This is a genomic window from Streptomyces tamarix, from assembly GCF_032423885.1.
Classification (GTDB): domain Bacteria; phylum Actinomycetota; class Actinomycetes; order Streptomycetales; family Streptomycetaceae; genus Streptomyces; species Streptomyces tamarix.
The window spans coordinates 149,576-173,254 of the sequence record NZ_JAWCTQ010000011.1; the positions used below are offsets into that span (position 1 = coordinate 149,576).

General features: G+C 72.9%; 22 protein-coding genes. 9 read left to right on the forward strand and 13 right to left on the reverse strand.

Features of this window, described 5'->3' with window-relative positions; genetic code table 11:
- Positions 1-98 precede the first annotated feature (98 nt).
- Positions 99-1,673, reverse strand: coding sequence for an NnrS multi-domain protein (locus RND61_RS11920; RefSeq protein ID WP_315877848.1), 1,575 nt, complete (start codon positions 1,671-1,673; stop codon positions 99-101).
- A gap of 142 nt (positions 1,674-1,815) precedes the next feature.
- Positions 1,816-2,196 carry a hypothetical protein gene (locus tag RND61_RS11925; protein WP_315877849.1) on the reverse strand — a complete coding sequence of 127 codons (381 nt, stop codon included), beginning with the start codon at positions 2,194-2,196 and terminating at the stop codon, positions 1,816-1,818.
- 156 nt (positions 2,197-2,352) lie between these two features.
- On the opposite strand from RND61_RS11925, the gene RND61_RS11930 reads away from it, so the two are divergent.
- The 3 genes from RND61_RS11930 to RND61_RS11940 all read left to right on the forward strand — a co-directional run bounded on the left by RND61_RS11930 (position 2,353) and on the right by RND61_RS11940 (position 4,079).
- Entirely contained in the window at positions 2,353-2,934 is a 582-nt protein-coding gene (locus tag RND61_RS11930) for a hypothetical protein (RefSeq protein WP_315877850.1), read from the forward strand.
- Between the two features lie 148 nt (positions 2,935-3,082).
- Positions 3,083-3,679: a 3'-5' exonuclease gene (locus RND61_RS11935; RefSeq protein WP_315877851.1), complete on the forward strand. Its 597-nt coding sequence runs from the start codon at positions 3,083-3,085 to the stop codon at positions 3,677-3,679.
- 142 nt (positions 3,680-3,821) lie between these two features.
- Positions 3,822-4,079, forward strand: a complete 258-nt coding sequence (locus RND61_RS11940) for a hypothetical protein (RefSeq protein WP_315877852.1) — start codon at positions 3,822-3,824, stop codon at positions 4,077-4,079.
- Positions 4,080-4,142: 63 nt separating this feature from the next.
- Here the strand turns inward: RND61_RS11940 and RND61_RS11945 are convergent, their stop codons facing one another.
- The 7 genes from RND61_RS11945 to RND61_RS11975 form a co-directional block, all read right to left on the reverse strand.
- Positions 4,143-5,621 carry a nucleobase:cation symporter-2 family protein gene (locus RND61_RS11945; protein ID WP_391653303.1) on the reverse strand — a complete coding sequence of 493 codons (1,479 nt, stop codon included), beginning with the start codon at positions 5,619-5,621 and terminating at the stop codon, positions 4,143-4,145.
- Between the two features lie 273 nt (positions 5,622-5,894).
- Positions 5,895-7,280, reverse strand: a complete 1,386-nt coding sequence (locus RND61_RS11950) for an 8-oxoguanine deaminase (protein WP_315877853.1) — start codon at positions 7,278-7,280, stop codon at positions 5,895-5,897.
- Between the two features lie 159 nt (positions 7,281-7,439).
- The gene (pucL, locus tag RND61_RS11955) at positions 7,440-8,363 is read right to left on the reverse strand and encodes a factor-independent urate hydroxylase (RefSeq protein ID WP_315877854.1); all 924 of its coding nucleotides are present in this window, start codon (positions 8,361-8,363) and stop codon (positions 7,440-7,442) included.
- A 7-nt stretch (positions 8,364-8,370) separates the two neighbouring features.
- The gene (gene uraH / locus RND61_RS11960; RefSeq protein WP_315877855.1) at positions 8,371-8,760 is read right to left on the reverse strand and encodes a hydroxyisourate hydrolase; all 390 of its coding nucleotides are present in this window, start codon (positions 8,758-8,760) and stop codon (positions 8,371-8,373) included.
- Complete coding sequence (gene uraD, locus RND61_RS11965) at positions 8,757-9,272, reverse strand: 2-oxo-4-hydroxy-4-carboxy-5-ureidoimidazoline decarboxylase (protein ID WP_315877856.1); 516 nt, start codon at positions 9,270-9,272, stop codon at positions 8,757-8,759. The genes uraH and uraD overlap by 4 nt, the downstream gene beginning before the upstream one ends.
- Positions 9,273-9,414: 142 nt before the next feature.
- The gene (locus RND61_RS11970) at positions 9,415-9,792 is read right to left on the reverse strand and encodes a helix-turn-helix domain-containing protein (protein ID WP_315877857.1); all 378 of its coding nucleotides are present in this window, start codon (positions 9,790-9,792) and stop codon (positions 9,415-9,417) included.
- On the reverse strand, positions 9,789-10,040 hold the full coding sequence (locus RND61_RS11975) for a hypothetical protein (protein WP_315877858.1): 252 nt from the start codon (positions 10,038-10,040) through the stop codon (positions 9,789-9,791). Before RND61_RS11975 ends, RND61_RS11970 begins: the two co-directional genes overlap by 4 nt.
- A gap of 127 nt (positions 10,041-10,167) precedes the next feature.
- Between RND61_RS11975 and RND61_RS11980 the strand changes: the two genes are divergently transcribed.
- From RND61_RS11980 to RND61_RS11990, 3 genes are all read left to right on the forward strand, one after another.
- Complete coding sequence (locus tag RND61_RS11980) at positions 10,168-11,025, forward strand: TIM barrel protein (RefSeq protein ID WP_315877859.1); 858 nt, start codon at positions 10,168-10,170, stop codon at positions 11,023-11,025.
- Positions 11,026-11,057: 32 nt separating this feature from the next.
- Entirely contained in the window at positions 11,058-11,948 is an 891-nt protein-coding gene (locus RND61_RS11985; RefSeq protein ID WP_315877860.1) for a 2-hydroxy-3-oxopropionate reductase, read from the forward strand.
- A 235-nt stretch (positions 11,949-12,183) separates the two neighbouring features.
- Entirely contained in the window at positions 12,184-13,641 is a 1,458-nt protein-coding gene (locus RND61_RS11990; protein WP_315877861.1) for a catalase, read from the forward strand.
- Between the two features lie 542 nt (positions 13,642-14,183).
- On the opposite strand, the gene RND61_RS11995 is transcribed toward RND61_RS11990, so the two are convergent.
- Positions 14,184-14,354 (reverse strand): hypothetical protein, encoded by a 171-nt coding sequence (locus RND61_RS11995; RefSeq protein ID WP_315877862.1) that lies wholly within the window; start codon positions 14,352-14,354, stop codon positions 14,184-14,186.
- A 120-nt stretch (positions 14,355-14,474) separates the two neighbouring features.
- The gene (gene gcl, locus RND61_RS12000; RefSeq protein ID WP_315877863.1) at positions 14,475-16,259 is read right to left on the reverse strand and encodes a glyoxylate carboligase; all 1,785 of its coding nucleotides are present in this window, start codon (positions 16,257-16,259) and stop codon (positions 14,475-14,477) included.
- A 182-nt stretch (positions 16,260-16,441) separates the two neighbouring features.
- On the opposite strand from gcl, the gene RND61_RS12005 reads away from it, so the two are divergent.
- A complete protein-coding gene (locus RND61_RS12005) occupies positions 16,442-17,311 on the forward strand; it encodes a hypothetical protein (protein WP_391653311.1) in 870 nt (289 codons plus the stop codon).
- Between the two features lie 111 nt (positions 17,312-17,422).
- On the opposite strand, the gene RND61_RS12010 is transcribed toward RND61_RS12005, so the two are convergent.
- Both RND61_RS12010 and RND61_RS12015 read right to left on the reverse strand, forming a co-directional pair.
- The gene (locus tag RND61_RS12010) at positions 17,423-19,045 is read right to left on the reverse strand and encodes an AMP-binding protein (protein WP_315877864.1); all 1,623 of its coding nucleotides are present in this window, start codon (positions 19,043-19,045) and stop codon (positions 17,423-17,425) included.
- A complete protein-coding gene (locus tag RND61_RS12015) occupies positions 19,042-20,745 on the reverse strand; it encodes an AMP-binding protein (RefSeq protein ID WP_315877865.1) in 1,704 nt (567 codons plus the stop codon). Before RND61_RS12015 ends, RND61_RS12010 begins: the two co-directional genes overlap by 4 nt.
- 155 nt (positions 20,746-20,900) lie before the next feature.
- Between RND61_RS12015 and RND61_RS12020 the strand changes: the two genes are divergently transcribed.
- Positions 20,901-21,788 carry a helix-turn-helix transcriptional regulator gene (locus RND61_RS12020; protein ID WP_391653313.1) on the forward strand — a complete coding sequence of 296 codons (888 nt, stop codon included), beginning with the start codon at positions 20,901-20,903 and terminating at the stop codon, positions 21,786-21,788.
- Positions 21,789-22,138: 350 nt separating this feature from the next.
- Positions 22,139-23,254, forward strand: a complete 1,116-nt coding sequence (locus RND61_RS12025; protein WP_315877867.1) for a magnesium and cobalt transport protein CorA — start codon at positions 22,139-22,141, stop codon at positions 23,252-23,254.
- Positions 23,255-23,679 lie beyond the last annotated feature (425 nt).

The window sequence follows — 23,679 nt, forward strand, 5'->3', positions numbered from 1 at the left end:
GGCCCTGCCCTGGTGCATGGTGGAGAGCACGTGTCCGGAAGCAGCGAACGGCCCATGAAGTGGGCGGTCCTGGACCGGCACGGGCCCCGCTGGTCGCGTCACCGGGGCGCGGTGCGTGGTTTCGCCGCTGTGGTACGGCAGTCGGTGTTCGGGGAGGGGGCCGGGAGGAGTTGGAGGCGGTTCGCGGGGAGTTTGAAGGCGCCCGGGTCCGGGGTGGCGTCGGCGTCCCACAGGACCGCGTTGCCGCCGGCGACGGAGATCAGGAGGTAGGGGCGGGCCGCCGGGGAGGCGAGGGCGCCGCCGTCGGAGGGGAGGCGGTCCGCCGGGACGACGGGGCGGACGCAGGTCCACTTGGGCTTCACCCCGAAGTACGGGGGCGGTGTGCGGCGGTCGCGGGCGGCCGCCTTGGTGGCTTCGGCGGCGCTCGCCGCCGACTGGGCCGCCAGGCCGCCGACGCTCACGACGATCGCGACGAGGAGCAGGGCGTACAGCGCGACGTTGGACCCGTCGCGCGGGCGGATGCGGTGGAGGTGCTTCAGCGTGCCCCACGCCGCCGGGGCCAGGAGGACGAGGGCGAGGAAGCTGAGGAGCTTCACGGCCGAGGCCGCCTGCCACAGTCCGGGTACGTCGAGGTCCTGCGGGTTCAGGTCCAGGGCGTCCGCGTAGAAGGCGTGGAGCACCGAGCCGGACGCGACGACACCGGAGACGACGAGCGAGCCGGCCAGGGGGGCGCCCCAGGTCAGCCAGTCCCCCCAGGTCCACTGCCGCACCAGCAGGTAGCACCCGGCGACGGTGAACAGCGTCACGCAGGTGACCAGCGCCTGGAGCGGGGTGAGCGCGACGGAGGTGCCGGACAGGTAGTCGGTGTGGAGCAGCGTCACCAGGACGGCGGCCGCGACCAGGCAGGCCGCGCGGCCCTCCGCCTTCCGGTGCGGTGAGACGCGGTCGGCCGCGCGCAGGGCCGCGAGGAGGGAGGCGGCGGCCACGAGCACCCAGAACGCCACCGCCCCGCCGCGCGCCGCGCGCGCGACCACCGTGGCGAAGGACAGCAGGCCCAGCCAGGGGGCGAGGCGCAGCACGCCGCGCTCGACCTGCTCCTCCCTGTCGAGGGGGCGGCCACCGCGCCCCCGGCGGTCCGTCGGGCGGGCGTCCACACCGGTCGGCGGCGGCGCGCCCGGTTCCAGTGCCGTCCGGGCGAGCCGGCGGGCCTCGGAGGGCGTCCCGGAGGCGAACTCGCCGGTGTCGTGGCGGCCGAGTGCCTCCATGAGCCGGGTCCGGTGCGCGAGGAGGCGGAAGCGGACTGCCGCCGCGCGGGGTCGGGGCGCCGGGGGCGGCGCGGGCCGGTGGCCGGTCGTGACGACCCGCCAGTGCGGCAGGTGTTCGCGGTCCGGGTCGACGAGTTCGGTGCGGCGTACGTACATCTGGAGCCTGGCGGTCCTGGCCAGGCCGTCGACGCGCCAGGCGGCGGCCTGGCCGGTCCGCTTGTTGCGCGCGCCAAAGAAACGCACCTCCACCAGGAACACGACGCTGTCGGAGCGCGCCCGCAGGACCCCGGCCGTGGGGCCCTCGCCGCAGGGCCAGCGGCCCAGCACGGGCCAGCCGCGCTGCCCGAACCACTCCTGCGCCTCGTCGTGGTCCCGCTCGGGGCCCCTCACCTCCACCAGGGTCAGCACCCGCTGGTCGTACCGCGCCCTCTGCAGCTCTCCCCCAGACCGTCCGCTCGCGGCCACGAGGTTATCCGGCGGGCGCGCACGGCCGGGAGGCCCCGCCCCGTACCGCCCGTGCGGGGCGGGGCCTTCCGGGGGACGGGCGGGGTCAGGGGCAGACGGGGACCGGGTCGGTCTCGCTGGCGATGTGGTTGTCGTTCATGTGGCCCCACGCGCCGTTGTCGGCCTGCGTGTAGAGCCAGCGCGTGGGGTGGGGGCCGCCGTGGTTCGGGCCGTACTCGTAGCGGCACTGGAACCACGACGGGTTGGAGTGCATGTAGCCGACGACCGTCTTGAAGTCCTTCGGCGAGTACACGGGCGCGCCGGGGATGTTGTTGCACCAGTAGAAGTAGCTGCCGCTCTTGGGCCAGCAGGGCGCCGCCTGGGCGGTCGCGGTGGCGCTGCCGGCGGTGGCGAGGACGGCGGACGCCGCGGTGAGGGCGCCGACGGCGGCGGTGAGAGCCTTCCGGGTGAGGCGGGTGAGGGTCATGTGGTGGTCCTTCGCGGTGGGGTGTCCGGTGGGTTCGCTCCTCCGGGGACGGGTGGCGGTGGCGTCCCGTATGAGCCGGGCGGGCCGTCGGGGGCGTTGTCAGTGGGGTGCGCTTCACTGGATTCGTCACCGTGAGTAGTCGAATCAGGGGGAGTCGTGACAGATCGTACGATCTTCGTGTCGCTGGAGGGGTTGCGGTCGCGGGGGTGGACCGACGGGATGGTGCGGGACTTCCTGGGACTGCCGGACGTGCAGGGGCGCAGCCCGCGGCAGGGGGCGGGGGCGCCCGTGCGGCTGTACCTGCTGGCGCGGGTGGAGGCCGTCGAGCGGGCGCGGGAGTTCGGGGTGTGCGCGCGGGCCGGCGGGACCGCGGGGCTGGTGGGGCCGCGGGTGGCGGCCGAGCGGAGGCGGCGGGCCGTGCTGGCGACGCTGCGGGCCGAGCCGATCCGGGTGCCGATCCTGCCGCCCGCGGAGCTGGAGCGGCGGGCGGTGCGGTACCGGCGGGAGGTCGGCGGGGCCGGGGCGGACGACGGGGCGGCCGGGGGCCTGGCCCGGTGGCAGGTCGGGTACCTGCGGAGCGCGCTGCGGTCGTACGACGCGCTGCTGGACGGGCTGTTCGCCGCCTCGAGGCGGGCGGAGGCGGAGCGGCTGCTGCGGCGGCGGGTCTACGCGGCGATCGCGCAGGCCTACCCGTGGCTCGCCCAGGAGTGCCGGCGGCGGGCGGAGGGGGGACGGTGACGGGTGCCGGGCGCGGCGGCGGTCCGCCCGCGCCCCGGGGTCCGGCGGCGCCGGTACGGCCTGCGGGGAGTGAGCCGACGGCTCCCGGCCGGTGCGGGCTCCGGATATCCGCTGGGACCCGGGCCCGCGCCGTGGCATGCTCCGCGGCATGGTCCAGCGTCCCCGCCCCAGCCTGTACATCTCCGTCGACATCGAGGCCGACGGGCCCATCCCCGGCCCGTACTCGATGCTCAGCGTCGGCGCCGCCGTCGCCGGTCGGCAGGGCGCCGACGGGTACGCACCGGCCGATCCCGAGGCGGCGACGTTCTACCGGGAACTGCGGCCGATCAGCGACGACTTCGTCCCCGAGGCGCTCGCGGTCAGCGGCCTGGACCGGGAGCGGCTGCGCGCCGAGGGCGCCGAACCGGCGGTGGCGCTGCGGGAGTTCACCGCGTGGGTGCGGGAGGTGGGCCGGGGCGCCCAGCCGGTGATGTGCGGCTACCCCGCCTCGTTCGACTGGACGTTCCTGTACTGGTACCTGATCCGGTTCACCGGCGAGAGCCCGTTCGGGCACTCGGGGTGCCTGGACATGAAGACGCTGTACGCCACCAAGGCGCGCATTCCGCTGCGCGCCGTCGCCAAGCGGACGATGCCGCGCGAGCTGCTGTCGACCCGCCGGCACACCCACCACGCGCTGGACGACGCGATCGAGCAGGCGGAGCTGTTCAGCAACCTCATGGCGTGGAAGGGGACGCCGCCCGGCTGAGACCGGCCCGCCCCCGCGGTGAGGTGCGGGAGCGGGACGGCGGGCGGTCGGTCCGGCCCGCGAACGCGCCCACGACGAACGGCTGCGGCTCCTCGACCGCCGCGCCCACCTCCTGTACCGGCTGTGCCGGCACGACGAGGTCGTGGAGCAACTGCGCGCGCTCATGGCCGATTTCGCCCCGGTCGTGCCGCCGGGCGCGCCGATGGTGCTGAACGCCCGGTACGGCCTGGTGCTGAACCTCCTCCACGCCGGGCGGTCCGCCGAGGCCGAGGCGGAGGTGGCCGTCCTGGTGGAGGCCCTGGGACCGGAGGGGCCCGCCACGGCCGGGCGGTCGGAGGAGACGGCGGCGCTGCGGCAGCGGGTCGCGGTGCTGACGGAGCAGCTCGACAGGGCCCGGTGACCGACGGCTCCGGCCCCGCGCGCACGTCGTCGCGCGGGGCCGTGGCGGCTGCCGACCCGCGGGTCAGTGGGCCGGGGCGGGTTTCGCCGTACGGACCTCGGTGATCTCGTCGCCCGGCTCCATGGGGGCCGTCACGTCGTCGGAGTCGCGGCGGGCCGCGGCACCGATGTGGTTGAAGACGAGGTTGAGGAGGACGGCCGCGACACAGCCGGTGGAGATGCCGGAGTCCAGGATGATCTTCGCGGTCTCCGGGAAGGCGTGGTAGAACTCCGGCGCGGTGATCGGGATGATCCCGACGGCCAGCGACACGGCGACGATGAGGACGTTGTTGTCCTTCTCCAGGCCCGCCCGGACGAGGGTCTGGATGCCGCTCGCGGCGACCGACCCGAAGAGGACGACACCGGCGCCGCCGAGGACCGGGCGCGGCACGACCGCGATGAGCGACGCCGCCATGGGACACAGGCCCATGAGGACCAGGAAGCCGCCGCCCACGGCCACGACGAAGCGGCTGCGGATGCGGGTCATCGCGACGAGGCCGATGTTCTGGGCGAAGGCGCTGCACATGAAGCCGTTGAAGAAGGGGCTGATCGCCGAGCCGAGGGTGTCGGCGCGCAGACCCCCCGCGATGGTCCTCTCGTCCGCGGGCCTGCCGACGATCTCGCCGAGCGCCAGCATGTCCGCGGTGGACTCGGTCATCGACACGAGCATGACCACGCACATGGAGATGATCGCGGCGACGGCGAACTGCGGGGCGCCGAAGTGGAACGGCGTGGGGAAGCCCACGAGGTCCGCCTCGACGACCGGGCTGAAGTCCGTGACGCCGAACGGTATGGCGATCAGGGTGCCGAGGACGAGGCCGATGAGGACCGCGATCTGCTTGACGAAGCCGCGGGTGAAGCGGCGCAGCAGCAGTACGACCACCAGGGTCACGGCCGCCAGCGTCAGGTACGTCGTGGAGCCGTAGTCGTCGGCGGCGGGGTTCGGCCCCTGCGCCCAGCCGAAGGCGACGGGCAGCAGGGAGACGCCGATCAGGGTGATGACCGTGCCGGTGACGACGGGCGGGAAGAAGCGGACGAGTTTGCTGAACCAGGGCGCCGCCAGGAAACCGAGGGCGCCGGCGACGATGATCGCGCCGAAGATGACGGGGAGGGCGTCGGCCTTGTCGTCCGTCGTGTCGACGATGGCGAGCATGGGGGCGACGCCGGCGAAGGTGACGCCGTTGACGAACGGCAGCCGGGCGCCGATCTTCCAGACGCCGAGGGTCTGGAGGAAGGTGGCCAGGCCGGCGGTGAAGAGGCTGGCGCCGGTGAGGAAGGTCAGTTCGGTGGCGGAGAGGCCGACGGCCGCTCCGACGATCAGCGGCGGGGCGACCACGCCCGCGTACATGGCGGCCACGTGCTGGAGGCCGCTGGTGAGCATGCGGACGGGCGGGAGCGTCTCGTCGACCGGATGCTTCCCGCCCGCGGGGGCGGAAGGGGTGTCGGGGGCGGGGGCGGGGTTCTGGTTGCCTGCATCGTTGTGGGACCTGGGCATGGCGGCCACGGCGGTTCCTCCGGTCGGTTGACGCGTCGGCGGTGACACGGGTTTCAGGGAGGTGCTGCTGGTGATCCGGGAGGTCGGAGGGTGGGGGTGGGGGTACGGAGGTGAGGCGAGGGGCGGTACATGCGCGTGCGGGCGACCAGTACCGTTCCGGGGGGCGGCGTACCTCTGCGGTACGGCACCCCCCGGTCCGGCTGCCGCGGGCCCCGCTGGGGTCCGCGGCGACCGGCCGGGGGCCGTCCCCCCCGGCCGGACTTCTGTGGTGCGCGCCCGGGCTCAGCCCTGGGCGGCGATGCGGGCGAGGCGCCGGGCCTCGTCCCTGGTGGAACGCGCGATGGCGTCCTCGTCGGCGGTCAGCAGCCGGTTGTCCTCGACGATCTGCCGGCCGTTGACGAACGACGCGGTGACCGGGGCCGCCGCGCCGAAGACCAGTGCGGTGACGGGGTCGGCGATGGAGGCGTGGGCGAGGGTGTCCAGCTTCCACAGCACGAGGTCGGCGAGCTTGCCGGCTTCCAGGGAGCCGATCTGGTCGGCGCGGCCGAGGACCTGGGCGCCGCCGTACGTGCCGAGGCGGAGTGCCTGGCGGGCGCCCAGCGCGGCCTCGCGGTGGGCGCCGAGCCGGTTGACGAGGAGGGCGTTGCGCAGTTCGGTGTGGAGTTCGCCGGACTCGTTGGACGCGGTGCCGTCGACGCCGAGGCCGACCGGGACGCCGGCGGCCAGCATGTCGGGGACGCGGGCGATGCCGGCGGCGAGGCGGGCGTTGGACGACGGGCAGTGGGCCACGCCCGTCTTCGTACGGGCGAACGCCTCGATGTCGGAGTCGTTCATGTGGACGCAGTGCGCCATCCACACGTCCTCGCCGAGCCAGCCGGTCGACTCGAAGTACGCGGTGGGGCCCACGCCGAACAGTTCGTAGCAGAACTTCTCCTCCTCGACGGTCTCCGAGCCGTGGGTGTGCAGGCGCACCCCGAGCCGGCGGGCGAGTTCCGCGCCCTGCCTGAGCAGTTCGGTGGAGACGGAGAAGGGCGAGCAGGGGGCGACGGCGACCTGGGTCATCGCGTCGAAGGAGGCGTCGTGGTGCGTGCGGACGGTCTCCTCGGTGGCGGCGAGCGCCCCGTCGAGGGTCTCGACCGCGAAGTCCGGGGGCAGGCCGCCGTCCTTGACGCTGCGGTCCATGGAGCCGCGGGCGAGGGTGAAGCGCACGCCCATGTCGGCGGCGGCCTTGACGATCGCGCCGGACAGGTCGCCGGCGCCGCGGGGGAAGACGTAGTGGTGGTCCATGGCGGTGGTGACGCCGCCGCGGGCCATCATTGCCAGGGAGCCCTGGGCGGCCGCGTGCACCATCTGCTCGTCGATCCGCGCCCAGGTGGGGTAGAGGGCGACGAGCCAGTCGAAGAGGTTGTGGTCGGTGGCCAGGCCGCGGGTGATCCACTGGTAGAAGTGGTGGTGGGTGTTGACGAGGCCCGGCGTCACCAGGTGGCCGGTGCCGTCGATGCGGCGGACCACGTCCGCCAGGCCCTCGGGGGCCCGGCCCGCGCCGACCGACTCGATCCGGTTGTCCGCGATGACGACGTGGCCCGAGGCGTACTCGGTGTCCTGGGCGTCGACGGTGGCGATCGCGCAGTTCTCGATCACGGTGCGCTGGGCTGCCGAAGGTGCCATGGTGCGTCCTTCCGGTGTCGGATGGCGAGGGTGGGCACGGCAGGACCCTGGAGATTTGAGTGCCGCGGTCTGCCGGCCGCGGGTGCCGAGGGGGAAGGTCGGGGGGCCGTCCGGCCGTCCGGCCCGGCCCGCCGGGGCGGGTCGGACGGCCGGTCCGGGTCAGAGGTTGGTCAGGTCGACCGGGATGCGGGGCTCCACGCCGTCCCGCAGGACGGTGGCCTCGATCAGGCCGTACGGGCGGTCCGCCGCGAAGTAGACCTCGTTGTCGTTCTTGAGGCCGAACGGCTCCAGGTCGACGAGGAAGTGGTGCTTGTTGGGGAGGCTGAAGCGCACCTCGTCGATTTCCGAGCGGTTGTTGATGATGCGCGCGCCCATCTGGTACAGCGTCTGCTGCAGCGACAGGGAGTACGTCTCGGCGAAGGCCTGGAGCATGTGCTTGCGCACCTGCTCGTAGGACCTCTCCCAGTGGGGCATCCGCTGCTCGTCGTCGGTCCAGTTGAACCGCCAGCGGGCGGAGACCTGGGTGGCCAGGATGCGGTCGTACGCCTCCTGGAGGGTGGTGTACCGGTCCTTGACGTAGCCCCAGAACTCCGAGTTGGTGGAGTTCATGACGACGAGGTCCTTGAGGCCGGAGATGACCTGCCAGTTCTCGCCGTCGTAGGTGATCTCGGTGAGGCGGGTCTCCTGGCCCTTGCGGACGAAGGAGTGCTTGACCTCGTCGGCGCCGATGAACCTGGAGTTGGCGTCGGACGTGGCGATGCGCTCCCAGGCGTACTCCTCGATCCGGATCCGGGCCCGGTGGATGGGCTCCTGGCTGGTGACGAAGTGCCGGGCGAGGTGGATGCCGAACTGCTCGGCGGAGTCTATGCCGTACTCCTTGGCGAACGCGTACACCGTGTTCTTGGTGGTGTCCGTCGGGAGGACGTGGGCGTTCGAGCCGGAGTAGTGCACGTCCTCCATGTCGCCGGAGAGGGCGACGGAGACGTTGAGGTCCTTGATGTGGTGGGTCGCGCCGTCCCGCGTGATCCTTACGACGCGGTTCTCTGCTTTCCCGTACTGGTTCTGGCCGAGAATCGTGGGCATGTGGCTGCTAGCTCCCTCGGTAAACGGAGTAGCCGAACGGGTTGAGCAGCAGCGGAACGTGGTAATGCTCGCCCGGTACGACGGCGAAGGTGATCGCCACCTCGGGGAAGAACACGCCGCTGTCCCGTGTCGCGGGGGCGTCCTGCTGTGCCTCGGCTTGCTTGTTGGCGAAGTACGCCCCGGTCTCGAAGTCGAGGCGTACGTGGGTCGTTCCTTCCGGCGGCGCCGGCAGGTCCTTGCACCGCCCGTCCGCGTCGGTCGCGGAAGCGCCGAGCACCACCCACTCCGCGTCGCGGCCCGCGCGGGCCGCGAGGGAGACGGCCACGCCCTCGGCGGGGCGGCCGGCGCTGGTGTCCAGGATGTGCGTGGACACCGATGCGGTCGTGTCGGTGCTCATGCGGGGTCTTCCTCCACTAGACGGGTCAGCCTGATACGGTTGATCTTTCCCAATTCGGCGCGGACGATCCCGCGTTCACGCTCGGGCGTGTTCGCGATCCGCTCGCGGAGCGCGTCGCGCATCTGCTCGCCGGTACGGCCGGTGGCGCAGATGAGGAAGACGTGCCCGAACTTCTCCTGGTAGGCCAGGTTCAGTTCGAGCATCTCGGCCCTGAGCTCCTCGGAGGCCCCGGCCATGCCCCGCTGTTCGCGGGCGGACGTGGGGTCCCCGGGCTTCGGGCGGCCGATCGGCGGGTGCCCTGCCATGGCCTCGGCCAGGTCCTCGGCGGAGAGCTCGGCCGTGGCGGCGTCGCTGGCGAGGAGGAGGGCTTCGGCGGTGGCGTACGGGCGTTGGGCGAGCAGCTTGCTCCCCCATGCCGAGCTGGCGCACACCTCGTGCAGGGCGGCGAGCGCGTCGCTGTCCGCCGAGGTGTTGAACCGGGTGAGGCCCGGTGTCGAAGTACTCGAAGTCACGGGGAGCCTCCGTGGCTGTTTTTCGCTGTCGTCGGACGGGCTGCGGATAGCTAACGCCCTGCGGCAACACGGCGTCAACACTTTGTTGAAAAGTCGGTGACGCGAAAGCCGCCGCCCGGACACCCGGACGACGGCTGGGGTTCTACTTGCCCTTGGCGGCGTTCTCCCTGTTCAGGTAGTTGTACACGGTGAACCGGCTGACGCCGAGGGCGCCGGCCACGGTTTCCACCCCGTGGCGCACGGAGAAGGCACCGCGTGCCTCAAGGCCGCGGACGATCTCCTGTTTGCTCTTGCGGTCGAGTTCGGCCAGCGGCATTCCGTGCCGTCTTTCCAGGGCGGCGAGGATGTGCTCCAGGGAGTCGGCGAGCTGTGGCAGCCGTACGGCGAGCACGTCCTCGCCCTCCCAGGCGAGCACCACGTCGTCGGGCCCCGCCTCGCCGGGCGGGAGCATCCGCCCGCCCATCGCGTCCACGAGCGGTTTCACCGCCGCGACCAGGGGGTGGTCTCCCGGCGCGGTCACCGACTGTCCCCGATGACGTTCACCTGGAGGGAGACCCGGGTCGCGCCGGCCTCCAACGCGCGGCGCAGCAGGGCGTCCACGGCGGCGAGCACGGCGTCGGCGCGCCCCTCCGCGGTGTTGCCGAACGGTCCCACGTCGACGGCGTCCAACTCGGCGCCCTGGATGACCTCGCGGGCCACGACCGCGTGGGCCGGCGCCTCGTCGAGGTCGAACGGTTCGGTCGTGAACTCGACCCTCAATCGCTCCATGACCTCACCGTAGCGCCGCCGCGGCGGGCGCCCGTCCGGCGGGTGGCTCTTGACAAGGTGGGCACTCCACTTGCAGTCTTCCATCACGCAGAAATGAACTTCCGCAATACGGAAGGAGCGCCGCCTCATGGCCCGCTTTTCAGAAGACGCAGGCAAGGCCCAGCGCTTCGATGTGAACCTGTCGATCCTCTTCACCGAGCTCCCGCTGCTGGAGCGCCCCGCGGCCGCCGCCGCGGCGGGCTTCACCGCGGTGGAGCTGTGGTGGCCCTGGCCCGAGGCGCCCACGCCGCCGCAGAGCGAGCTCGACGCGCTCAAGAAGGCGCTGGAGGACGCCGGGACGCGGCTGGTGGGGCTGAACTTCTACGCCGGGCAGCTCCCCGGCCCGGACCGCGGCGCCCTGTCCGTCCCCGGTGAGGAGTCGGACCGCTTCCGGGCCAACATCGACGTGGCCGCCGATTTCGCCGCCTCCGTCGGCTGCACCGCACTGAACGCCCTCTACGGCAACCGCGTCGACGGCGTCGAGCCTGCCGCCCAGGACGCGCTGGCCCTGGAGAACCTGGTCCTCGCCGCCCGGGCCGCCGACCGGATCGGCGCGACCCTGCTGGTCGAGGCCCTCAACGAGCCCGAGTCGCCCCGCTACCCGCTGGTGAGCGCCCCGGCCGCGGTCGAGGTCGTCGACCGGGTCAACGAGGCCACCGGCCTGGGCAACGCCGCGTTCCTGCTGGACCTGTACCACCTGTCGATGAACGGCGAGGACCTGGAGGCGGTGATCGACGCGTACGCCGCGAAGACCGGTCACGTCCAGATCGCCGACAACCCGGGCCGCGGCGCGCCCGGCACCGGCGACCTCGACCTCTCCGCGCTGCTGCTGCGGCTCCGCGACCGCGGCTACGACGGCTGGGTCGGCCTGGAGTACAAGGCCGGCGACCGCCCCGGCGCGGACGGCTTCGACTGGCTCCCCCGGGAACTGCGCGCCGCCGACTGACCTTACGTACGAGCTTCCGAAAGAGGACCGACATGAGCACCCTCCCGAAGATCGCGTGGATCGGGCTCGGCATCATGGGCTCCCCCATGTCCGAGAACCTGCTGAAGGCCGGATACCAGGTCACCGGCTACACGCTGGAGCAGGAGAAGCTGGACCGGCTCGCCCGGGCCGGCGGCACCGCCGCCGCGTCCCTCGCCGACGCGGTCCGCGACGCGGACGTCGTCATCACGATGGTCCCGGCGTCCCCGCAGGTCGAGGCGATCGCGTACGGCCCCGACGGCATCCTGGAGAACGCGAAGGAGGGCGCGCTGCTGATCGACATGTCGTCGATCACCCCGCGGACCTCGGTCGACCTCGCGAAGGCCGCCGCGGCCAAGGGCATCCGCGTCCTGGACGCCCCCGTGTCCGGCGGCGAGGCCGGCGCCGTCGAGGCCGTGCTGTCCATCATGGTCGGCGGCGAGCAGGCCGACTTCGACAGCGCGCTGCCGATCTTCCAGGCACTCGGCAAGACCATCGTCCTGTGCGGCCCGCACGGCTCCGGCCAGACGGTGAAGGCCGCCAACCAACTGATCGTCGCCGTCAACATCCAGGCGTGCGCCGAGGCCGTGGTCTTCCTGGAGAAGTCCGGCGTGGACCTCAAGGCGGCCCTGGACGTCCTCAACGGCGGTCTGGCCGGCTCCACCGTGCTGACCCGCAAGAAGGACAACTTCCTCCAGCGCGACTTCGCCCCGGGCTTCCGGATCGACCTGCACCACAAGGACATGGGCATCGTGACCGACGCGGCCCGCGCGGTCGGCGCCGCCCTGCCCGTCGGCGCCGTGGTCGCCCAACTGGTCGCGTCCCTGCGCGCGCAGGGCGACGGCGGCCTGGACCACTCGGCGCTGCTGCGCGCCGTGGAGCGCCTCTCCGGCCAGCAGGTCTGACGGTCCCTCACCCGCCCTCGCGCCCCCGGCCCGGGGCTTGCGCTCCTGACCCGTCCCGGGCCGGCCCAGACTTCCGGCGGCGCCGGCGCTGACAACCTGTCCTGTCGCGCCCAGGCGCCGGCGCCGTCCGGAACCCCTTTCTCCAATTTCAACAAACTGTTGACGCCACCTCGGGGCGTACCTACGCTCCTGAGCACCGCCAGCAGCTCCCCGTACGGAAGGTCACCAGGTCACGATGGAGAAGCGCGTGCTTACGACCGAGTCCGGCGCACCGGTCGCCGACAACCAGAACTCCGCCACCGCCGGCATCGGCGGGCCGCTGCTCATCCAGGACCAGCACCTGATCGAGAAGCTCGCCCGCTTCAACCGGGAGCGCATCCCGGAGCGCGTGGTGCACGCCCGCGGCTCCGGCGCGTACGGCCACTTCGAGGTGACCGACGACGTCACCGCGTACACGAAGGCGGCCTTCCTCTCCGAGGTCGGCAAGCGGACCGAGCTGTTCGCGCGGTTCTCGACGGTGGCCGACTCGCTCGGCGGCGCCGACGCGGTGCGCGACCCCCGCGGCTTCGCGCTGAAGTTCTACACCGAGGAGGGCAACTACGACCTCGTCGGCAACAACACCCCGGTGTTCTTCATCAAGGACCCGATCAAGTTCCCCGACTTCATCCACTCGCAGAAGCGCGACCCGTTCACGGGCAAGCAGGAGCCGGACAACGTCTGGGACTTCTGGGCCCACTCCCCCGAGGCCACCCACCAGGTCACCTGGCTGTTCGGCGACCGCGGCATCCCCGCGTCGTACCGCCACATGGACGGCTTCGGCTCGCACACCTACCTGTGGACGAACGCCGAGGGCGAGGCCTTCTTCGTCAAGTACCACTTCAAGACGAACCAGGGCATCCGCTGCCTCTCCGCCGAGCAGGCCGCCGAGGTCGCCGGCACCGACGCCACCTCCCACCAGACGGACCTGCTCCAGGCGATCGAGCGCGGGGTGCACCCCTCGTGGACGCTGTACGTGCAGATCATGCCGGTGGCGGAGGCGGCCGACTACCGCTTCAACCCGTTCGACCTGACGAAGGTGTGGCCGCACGCCGACTACCCGCTGCGCCGCGTCGGCCGGATGGTCCTCGACCGCAACCCGGAGAACATCTTCGCCGAGGTCGAGCAGGCGGCGTTCTCCCCGAACAACTTCGTGCCCGGCATCGGCCCGTCCCCGGACAAGATGCTCCAGGGCCGCCTCTTCGCCTACGCGGACGCCCACCGCTACCGCCTCGGCGTCAACCACACGCAGCTCCCGGTGAACGCGCCCAGGGCGACCGTCGCCGACAACTACGGCCGGGACGGCCTCATGGCCACCCGCAACGGCTCGCGCCACGACAAGAACTACGAGCCCAACTCGTACGGCGGCCCGTCCCAGACCGACCAGGCCCTGTCGGCCGCCCTCGCCGTCAGCGGCCACACAGGCACCCACCCGGCCCCGGCGCACGTCAAGGACGACGACTTCTTCCAGGCCGGCGAGTTGTACCGGCTGATGACGGAGGAGGAGAAGGGCCGGCTCGTCGCGAACATCGCGGGCAGCCTGTCGCAGGTCTCCCGCGAGGACGTCATCGAGAAGAACCTCGCCCACTTCCACGCCGCCGACCCGGAGTACGGCCGGCGCGTCGAGGAGGCGGTCCGCGCCCTGCGCGAGGACTGAGGGGCGTGAAGCTGCGCACGGCGGCCGACGGGAGGTCCGTCGCCGTGCGCGGTCCGGACCGCGACCCGGATGAGGGGTGGTCGCGGGTACGGACAGCGAGGACCGCGGCGGTGTGCGCGCCAGTGCGGTGGTGAAGGAGCCCCGGTTCGCCTTCCTGACCTGAAGGAGGGTCCCGGAGGCTCCGCGTCACCGCCGCGGTCCCCCGAACCTCCCGCCCCATGAGCCCCGTCCGGCGGCGCGAACGCCCTGTCGCGCCAGCCTCGCGCCGTCGGACGGTTTCCACTCGCCGTTCCCCCTGTCGCGTCCACCGCGAGAGCCAGGGCGCGGAGCCGGTCCCACGGTCCCGGCTCCGCGCCCTTTCGCATGTCCACCGGCGGCCGTTGGCGCCGGCACGCGCGTCGACCGTGCCGGTCCGGCGGTCCCCGGCGCCGGCACGCGCGCTGACCGTGCCGGTGCCGGAGGCCGGTGGCGCCGGTCCGGCCCGGCCGCGTGGGGCCCGCCGCCGGAGGAGGGGTGACCCCGGCGGCGGGCCGGGGAGGGGGTCAGTGGTCGGTCCGGCGAGTGGGGTCCACCAGTCTGTCGAGGACCGTGCGCACCGCCCGGTAGGCCGTCGCCTTCGTCTCGTCGGCGGCGTTCTCCTCCTCCACCCTGGCCCAGTCGCGGGCGGCCCGCAGCCGGCGGAGGAGTTCGTCCGCGTCCACGATCTCACTCATGCGATACGGCTACCCCGCCTTCGCGCGGCCATGGCACGAAAAACGGCCCCCGCCCCGGAATGTCCGGGGCGGGGGCCTTCTCGGCTCCCCCGCGGGCGGGTCAGCTCCTTCGCGGGCGGGTCAGGAGAGCGGGCGGACGGCCGTCGGGGCGTGGGCGGGCTCGGTCGCGAGCTCCTCCCACTCCGTGATGTCGCTGATGTCCATGGTGCGGCTCATCGAGATGTTCGTGACCCGCTCCAGGATCGCCTCGACGACGACCGGCACCCGGTGCTCGGCGGCCAGCTTCTTGGCCTCCTCGAAGGCCGGCAGCAGCTGGTCGGGCTCGGTGACGCGGATGGCCTTGCAGCCGAGGCCCTCGGCCACCTTCACGTGGTCGACGCCGTAGACGCCGAGCTCGGGGGAGTTGATGTTCTCGAACTCCAGGTTGACCTGGAAGTTGATGTCCAGGCCGGCCTGCGCCTGGCGGATCAGGCCCAGGTACGAGTTGTTCACCAGGACGTGGACGTACGGGATGCGGTGCTGCGCGCCGACCGCCAGCTCCTCGATCATGAACTGGAAGTCGTAGTCGCCGGAGAGGGCCACGACCTGTGCCTCCGGGTCGGCCTTGGCGACGCCGAGCGCGGCCGGGATGGTCCAGCCGAGCGGGCCGGCCTGGCCGCAGTTGATCCAGTGGCGCGGCTTGTAGACGTGCAGCATCTGCGCGCCCGCGATCTGTGAGAGGCCGATGGTGGTGACGTACCGGGTCTCGGGCCCGAACGCCCGGTTCATCTCCTCGTACACGCGCTGCGGCTTCATGGGCACGTCGTCGAAGTGCGTCCGGCGCAGCAGCGTGGCCTTGCGCTCCTGCGTGGAGGCGATCCAGGCGGAGCGGTCCGGGAGCCGGCCGGCGGCCTTCAGTTCCCGCGCGACCTCGACGAACAGCTCCAGGGCCGCCTTGGCGTCCGAGGCGATGCCGTAGTCCGGGGCGAAGATCTTGCCGATCTGGGTGGGCTCGATGTCGACGTGGACGAACTTCCGGCCCTTCGTGTACACGTCCAGCTTGTAACCGGTGTGCCGGTTGGCCCAGCGGTTGCCGATGCCGAGGACGAAGTCGGACTCCAGGAAGTTCGCGTTGCCGTAGCGGTGCGAGGTCTGGACGCCGACCATGCCGGCGTTCAGCTCGTGGTCGTCGGGGATGACGCCCCAGCCCATCAGGGTCGGGATCACCGGGGTGCCGGTCAGCTCGGCGAACTCGGCCAGCAGGCCGGAGGCGTCGGCGCCGATGACGCCGCCGCCGGCGACGATGAGCGGGCGCTCGGACTCCAGCAGGAAGGAGAGCGCCTTCTCGATCTGGGCGCGGGTCGCGGCCGGCTTGTAGACGGGCAGCGGCTCGTACGTCTCCGGGTCGAAGTCGATCTCGGTGAGCTGGACGTCGATGGGCAGGTCGATGAGGACCGGGCCGGGACGGCCGGAGCGCATCAGGTGGAACGCCTGCTGGAAGACGCCGGGGACCTGGGCGGCCTCCAGGACGGTGGTGGCCGCCTTGGTGACCGGCTTGGCGATCGACGCGATGTCGACCGCCTGGAAGTCCTCCTTGTGGATCACGTGGGTCGGCGCCTGGCCGGTGATGCAGAGGATCGGGATCGAGTCACCGATGGCCGAGTACAGGCCGGTGATCATGTCGGTGCCGGCCGGGCCCGACGTGCCGATGCAGACGCCGATGTTGCCCGGGTGCGTACGGGTGTAGCCCTCGGCCATGTGCGAGGCGCCCTCGACGTGGCGGGCGAGGGTGTGGTCGATGCCGCCCCCCTCCTTGAGGGCCTTGTAGAACGGGTTGATCGCCGCGCCCGGCACACCGAACGCGTGGGTGACGCCTTCGCGCTTGAGGATCTCCACTGCCGCTCGGGCGGCGGTCATTCGAGGCATGGGTGCTCCTGCTTCGGCCTGGCGGATCCGGCTCTGTCGCGCCACCTGAGAGCATCGATCCGTATGGAATTTCCGCTATACGGAAGTCTCTTTCTGTTATACGGAAGCAATGTAGGCGGGTGTGCCGGAACCCGTCAAGGGATGGCCGAATGCCCTCCCCATCCGTCCGCCCTTGGTGGACGATGGGCGGCGGAACGAAGGGGGCGATCGCCGTGGGAGAGAACGTGCCGGTGCGCTGCCCGGCCTGCCGCCGTGCGCACATGTACGTGCCGCCCGTCTACCCGTGCGCGTGCGGAGCGCCCGTCGTCCCTCCCCTGATGCGCGGCGCCCCCGCCGAGCCGATCACGCACCGCACCTGGACGGACGAGTGGGTGACGGTGCGGTGCGGGGCGTGCGGGCGCCAGGACCAGTGGCCGCAGCCGGAGCTGGGCTGCCCGTGCGGCACGGTGCTGCGCGTGCCGGTCCGCCCGGTGACGGCGGCCGCGTCGCCGCCCCGCCCGCCCGCGCCGGGCGGTCCGGCCGGAACGGGCGCCAAAGCCGCGGGCCCCGCGGGCGCGCCGGACGGCCCCGCGGGACCGGGCATCCCCCAGGGCACCGACGCCACCTCCTCCACCACGGGCGTCTCCACCGTGCGGGACGCCTCCCAGCCGCCCGCCGCCGCCCGCCCCTCCTTCAACCCCGTCACCATCCGCACCGCCCGCGACGTGGTGACCGCCGCCGCGCTCTACCTGCGCTGGCTGGGCTTCCGGGAGGTGGTGCAGCCCGAGGAGCGCCGCTCGTCCGTGACCCCGGCCGTCGAACTGCGCGGCCCCGGGCTGGTCGCCCAGGTCGACCCGACGACCCGGCCCGTACCGCTGCGCGCCGTCGAGTGCCTGTGGCTGGAGGGGCTCGCCTCGTCGTCGGCCGCCGTGTACTTCTCGCTCGCCGGGTACGAGGAGACCTCCCGCGCCCGCGCGGACGGCGTCGGCCTTCCGCTGTTCGTCATGGACCTCACCGGCACCCCGCAGCCCGTGAACACCCCCGCCGACGACCTCCTCGCGCGCGGGGCGTGAGCGGTTCGCGTACGCTCCCGCCGGTGCCGCGCGCCCGCCGCTCCCCCGGGACCCCGGGCGCGCGGCCGTCCGCGGCGCCCCGGCGCCGACGGGCCCCGGGGCGCCGGAGGATCAGTCGGGGCGCCCGTACCGCTCCCGCAGCTCGACCTTGCGCACCTTGCCGCTCACCGTCATCGGGAAGGCGTCCAGGACCTCCACCCGGCGCGGGACCTTGTAGTGCGCCAGCCGGTCGCGGCAGTACGCGGCGATCTCCTCGTACGTCGGCGGGTCGGCCGGGTCGCGCGGGACCACGCAGGCGAGCACCTCCTCCCCGTACCGCTCGTCGGGCACGCCCACCACCTGCACGTCGGCGATCTTGGGGTGGCCGTACAGGAACTCCTCGATCTCCCTCGGGTAGACGTTCTCCCCGCCCCGGATGATCATGTCCTTGATCCGGCCGACGATCCGCACGTACCCGTCCTCGCGCATCACCGCCAGGTCGCCGGTGCGCATCCAGCGGGCCGCGTCGATCACCTCGGCGGTCCTCTCCGGGTCGTTCCAGTAGCCGAGCATCACCCCGTACCCGCGGGTGTGCAGCTCGCCCGCCTCGCCGCGCGGCAGGGTCACCCCGCTCACCGGGTCGACGACCTTGACCTCGACGTGCGGCAGGGCGCGGCCGACCGTGCCGGTGCGGCGCTCCAGGTCGTCGTCGCGGCGGGTCTGCGTGGAGACGGGCGAGGTCTCCGTCATGCCGTAGCAGATGGACACCTCCGCCATGTTCATCTCGGCGACGACCCGCTTCATCACCTCCACCGGGCACGGCGACCCGGCCATGATCCCGGTGCGCAGGGAGGAGAGGTCGTGGGCGGCGAAGTCCGGCAGGTTCAGTTCGGCGATGAACATCGTCGGCACGCCGTACAGGGAGGTGCAGCGCTCCTGCTGGACGGCGCGCAGGGTGGCGGCCGGGTCGAAGGAGGGCGCGGGGATGACGACGCACGCCCCGTGGGAGGTGGCCGCCAGGTTGCCCATGACCATGCCGAAGCAGTGGTAGAACGGCACGGGCAGGCAGATCCGGTCCCGCTCGGTGTAGGCGAGCGTCTCCCCCACGGAGAAGCCGTTGTTGAGGATGTTGTGGTGGGAGAGGGTGGCGCCCTTGGGGAAGCCGGTCGTGCCGGAGGTGTACTGGATGTTGACCGGGTCGTCGCAGGACAGCAGCGCCTCGCGGGCGGCCAGGTCCGCCGAGAGCTCCGGGGTGGCGCGGGCGACCAGCGCGTCCCAGCTCGCGTCGCCGATGTACACGGTCTCGCGCAGCGCCGGGCACCGGGCGCGCACCTCTTCGACCAGCGCGCGGTAGTCGCTCGCCTTGTGGGCGAGGGACGCGACGAGCAGGCTGACGCCGGCCTGGTCGAGGACGTAGGCGAGTTCCTGGGCACGGTAGGCGGGGTTGATGTTCACCATGATCGCGCCGACGCGGGCGGTGGCGTACTGGACGAGGACCCACTCCGGGCAGTTGACCGCCCAGATGCCGACCCGGTCGCCCCGCTCCACGCCCGACGCGAGGAGCGCCCGCGCCAGTTCGTCGACGGCGGCGCCGAACCCGGCGTACGTCCAGCGGCGCCCGGACGCCACGTCGACGAGCGCCTCCCGGTCGGGGAACCGTTCGACGGCGCGCGCCAGGTTGGCGCCGATCGTGTCGCCGAGGAGCGGTGTGCCGCCCGTGCCGTGCGCGTACGAGAGCTGCTTCGCGCGGGTCACCGGAAGTCCTCCTCGCGGTACTCGTCGGCCGAGCCCTCCGCCGTGCGCTCGCGCAGCTCGATGCGGCGGATCTTGCCGGAGACGGTCTTGGGCAGCTCGGCGAACTCGATGCGCCGGATCCTCTTGTACGGGGCGAGGACCGCCCGGGCGTGCGCGAACAGCGCCTTCGCGGTGTCGGGTCCCGGCTCCCAGCCCGCGGCGAGGACGACGTACGCCTTCGGCACGGCCAGCCGCACCGGGTCGGGTGCGGGCACGACGGCGGCCTCGGCGACGGCCTCGTGTTCGAGGAGGGCGCTCTCCAGCTCGAAGGGGGAGATCTTGTAGTCGGAGCTCTTGAAGACGTCGTCGCGGCGGCCCACGTAGGTGAGGTACCCGTCGGCGTCGCGGGCGCCGATGTCGCCGGTGCGGTAGTACCCGCCCGCCATGGCCCCGGCGGTGCGCTCCGGGTCGCCGTGGTAGCCGGCCATCACCCCGACGGGGGCGTCCGACAGGTCCAGGGCGATCTCGCCCTCGTCGGCGCCGGGCTCCCCCGTCACCGGGTCGAGCAGTTCGACGCGGAAGCCGGGGCTGGGCCGTCCCATGGAGCCCGGCTTCAGCGGCTGGCCGGGGCTGTTGGCGATCTGCACGGCCGTCTCCGTCTGCCCGAAGCCGTCCCGGACGGTGACGCCCCAGGCGCGCCGCACGGCCGCGATGACCTCCGGGTTCAGCGGCTCGCCGGCCGCGACGACCTCGCGGGGCGGGGTGCGCAGCGCGGTCAGGTCGGCCTGGATGAGCATCCGCCAGACGGTCGGCGGCGCGCAGAAGCTGGTGACGCCGTGCCGGTCCATCTCCGCCATGAGGCGGGCGGCGTCGAAGCGCGTGTAGTGGTGGATGAAGACGGTCGCCTCGGCGTTCCAGGGGGCGAAGAGGTTGGACCAGGCGTGCTTCGCCCAGCCGGGTGAGGAGATGTTGAGGTGCACGTCGCCGGGGCGCAGGCCGATCCAGTACATCGTCGCCAGATGACCCACGGGGTACGAGGTGTGGGTGTGCTCGACGAGTTTGGGGCGGGCGGTGGTGCCGGAGGTGAAGTACAGCATCAGGGGGTCGGAGGCGTCGGTGGGGCCGTCCGGGACGAAGGCGGGGTCGGCCGTGTACGCCTCCTCGTACGGCGCCCAGCCGCCCGCCGCCCCGCCCGGGGCGCACCCCACCGGGGCGCCGACGGCGATGCGGGTGTACTCCCCCGGTACGTCGTCGAACTTCGCCGTGTCGGCGGCGCGGACGATCACGTGGCGGGCCCGGCCGCGCTCGACCCGGTCCCGCAGGTCGGCCGGGCCCAGGAGCGGCGTGGCGGGGATGACGACGGCACGGAGCTTCATCGCGGCGAGAGCGGTCTCCCACAGCTCCGCCTGGTTGCCGAGCATCACGACGATCCGGTCCCCGGCCCGTACGCCGTGCGCGTCGCGCAGCCAGTTGGCGACGCGGGCGGAGCGGGCGGACATCTCCGCGAAGGACAGTCGCGTCTCGGCGCCGTCCTCCTCGACGATGTGCAGCGCCGTCCGGTGGTTGCCGTCCGCGATCGCGTCGAACCAGTCCAGCGCCCAGTTGAACCGGGCGGGGCGGGGCCAGGCGAACCCCGCGTACGCCGCCTCGTAGTCCTCCCGGTGCCGTAGCAGGAAGTCCCGGGCGGCCCGGAACTGCTCGGTCGCGCCGCTACCCGACATCTGTGTCCTCCTCGTTGCGGGACCCGTCCGCGCCATCGTGTAATCAGTGACCCAGGTCTCACTACCCCCGTACGGGGGTGAAGCGGCGGGCGGGAGCGGTACGCGTGGGCGAACGGCGGAGTGACACGGCCGAACTGCGGACGGCGCTGCTCCGGATGCGCCGGGCCACGGGGCTTCCCGTGGCGTTCGGCGGGCTGCTCGACGAGCGGCCCCGGGCCCCGCTGCGGATCGAGGAGCTGTCGGGCGCGTCGTCCGACGTGCTGCGCGGGCTGGCGATCAGCCCCGGGAGCGGTCTGGGCGGCCGGTCGATGGCGCTGGCCCGGCCGTGCGCGGTGACGGACTACCCGGTGGCGCGGCACATCAGCCACGAGTACGACGAGCCGGTCGCCGCCGAGGGCCTGCGGTCGGTGCTGGCCGTGCCGGTGGTGGTGCGCCGCCGGGTGCGGGCGGTGCTGTACGGGGCGCTGCGCACCCCGCAGCCGCTGGGCGACCGGGTGCTGGACGCGGCGGTGGCGGCGGCGCGGGACATGGAGCAGGCGCTGGCGGTACGGGACGAGGTGCGGCGCCTCGCGGCCCCGGTGCCGGTGCCCGTGCCCGGTGCAGGCGCGGCGGCGTGGGAGGCCGTGCGGGAGGCGCACGGGGAGCTGCGCGCGCTGGCGCCGCGCATCGCGGACCCGGCGGTGCGCGCCGAGCTGCTGGCGGTGTGCGGGCGGCTCGCGTCGGCGGGCGCTTCCGGCACGGCGGCGGGCGCCTCGGGCCCGGGCGTTTCGGATCCGAGGGCTTCGGGCCGGGGGGCTTCGGGTCCGGGTGCCACGGGTCCGGGTGCCACGGGTCCGGGCGCGCCGAGGGTGGGGCTGGCGCCCCGGGAGGTGGACGTGCTGGCGGCGGTGGCGGCGGGCGCGACCAACGCCGACGCGGCCCGGCGCCTGGGAGTGCGGCCCGAGACGGTGAAGGGGTACCTGCGGTCGGCGATGCGCAAGCTGGACGCGCACACCCGGCTGGAGGCGGTGGTGGCTGCCCGGCGGGCGGGGCTCCTCCCGTAGGGCCGGGCCACCCGGCGAAGGCGCCGAACCGGACGCCGTACGGGGTGCCGCCACCCAGGACGCCGAGCGTGCACGCGGTCCCCTCCGCGTCCGTCGGAGCACGCCGGAGGAGGAGCCGCCGGGCGCGGACGGCACCGTCGAGGGCGCGGGCGGAGCGCACGGGTGGCGCCGTCGACGCCGTGGCGGCACGCTGCCGAGCCGTGCGGACACCTCCTGTCCGCACGACCGCAAGAGCCCGGCCATGCCGGGGCAAACCAGGGCGTATATCCTGCACGGGGTGTGCGCGGAGGCACGTACGGCACGCTCCACGGCAGCACACGGGCCCGCACGCAGGAGGTGAGTACCGGAAGATGAGCCTGCCCTCCAGGAAGCACAGCCGGCGCCGCGGCCAGGAGCCGGTCCCGCCGCACCCCTCCTCCCCGACGGCGGCCGCCCGCGAGACCGGGAGCAGCGTCGTCGCGGCGTCCCTGTACCGGGACGGCCGCAAGGTGTCGTCCCCGGCGTCCCTCTCCGACACGTTCCGCCGGCTGCGCGAGGAGCCGGACGGCATGGCGTGGATCGGCCTGCACCGGCCGTCCGCGGAGGAACTGCTGTCGCTCGCCGCGGAGTTCGACCTCCACGAACTGGCCGTCGAGGACGCCCTGGAGGCCCACCAGCGGCCGAAGCTGGAGCGGTACGGCGACACGCTGTTCGTCGTCCTGCGCGCCGCCCGCTACATGGACGCGCAGGAGGAGGTCGACTTCGGCGAGCTGCACGTCTTCGTCGGCCCCGACTTCCTCATCACCGTCCGGCACGGCCCCGCCCCGGACCTCTCGGCGGTCCGCCGCCGCATGGAGGACACCCCGGACCTGCTGGCCCTGGGCCCGGAGGCGGTGCTGTACGCGATCCTGGACGCGGTGGTCGACGGGTACGCCCCGGTCGTGGCGGGCGTGCAGAACGACATCGACGAGATCGAGACCGAGGTGTTCCGCGGCGACCCGGCGGTGTCCCGCCGCATCTACGAACTGTCCCGCGAGATGGTCGAGTTCCAGCGCGCCACCCGCCCCCTGGTCGGCATGCTGCACAACCTGATGGCGGGCTTCACCAAGTACGGCACGGACGAGGAACTCCAGCGCTACCTCCGCGACGTCGCCGACCACGTGACCCACATCAGCGAACGCGTCGACGGCTTCCGCCAGGCCCTGACGGAGATCCTCACGGTCAACGCGACCCTGGTCACCCAGCAGCAGAACGCGGAGATGCGCGCCCTGGCGGAAGCGGGCTTCGAACAGAACGAGGAGATCAAGAAGATCTCCTCGTGGGCGGCCATCCTGTTCGCACCCACGTTGGTGGGAACCGTCTACGGCATGAACTTCGACCACATGCCGGAGCTGCACTGGGCGGGCGGCTACCCGTTCGCGATCCTGCTGATGGCAGCGGTGTGCGTCAGCCTGTACGTGGTCTTCAAGCGGCGCGACTGGCTGTAGGCGGTGACGCGGATCCACCGATCAATTTCGCGATAGCGAATGCAGTGAAAGGGCGTTTCGAGGCCCTGGGGAGAATGCGCGGCGCTGAGGAGTGGACGTTCCTCCATATGCTCTTCCGCGCCCCCTCTACGGCGTGTCGGCAGTAGCACCCCCGCCGCGCTCGTCACTGAGAGTGCAGGATCAGGCCGCGCCGGCGGCTGCCCGTTTCAATGAAGCCCGCGCCACGAAGGCGGGGAGAACGGCGTCCGCGATGCCGCTCGTCGTCTCGCGTGAAGGTTTGGGGTCTTCTGGGGCGCACTCGGGCACCGGAGCGGTTCGCGGAGCCGCCGGCCTGGGGACCGGAGGTGTCCGGCGATCTCTCGGCTCCGGGAGAATGCTTGGATGGGAGCTTCCGGCGCGAAGTTTGGAGAAGAGTCCGCCCCGTT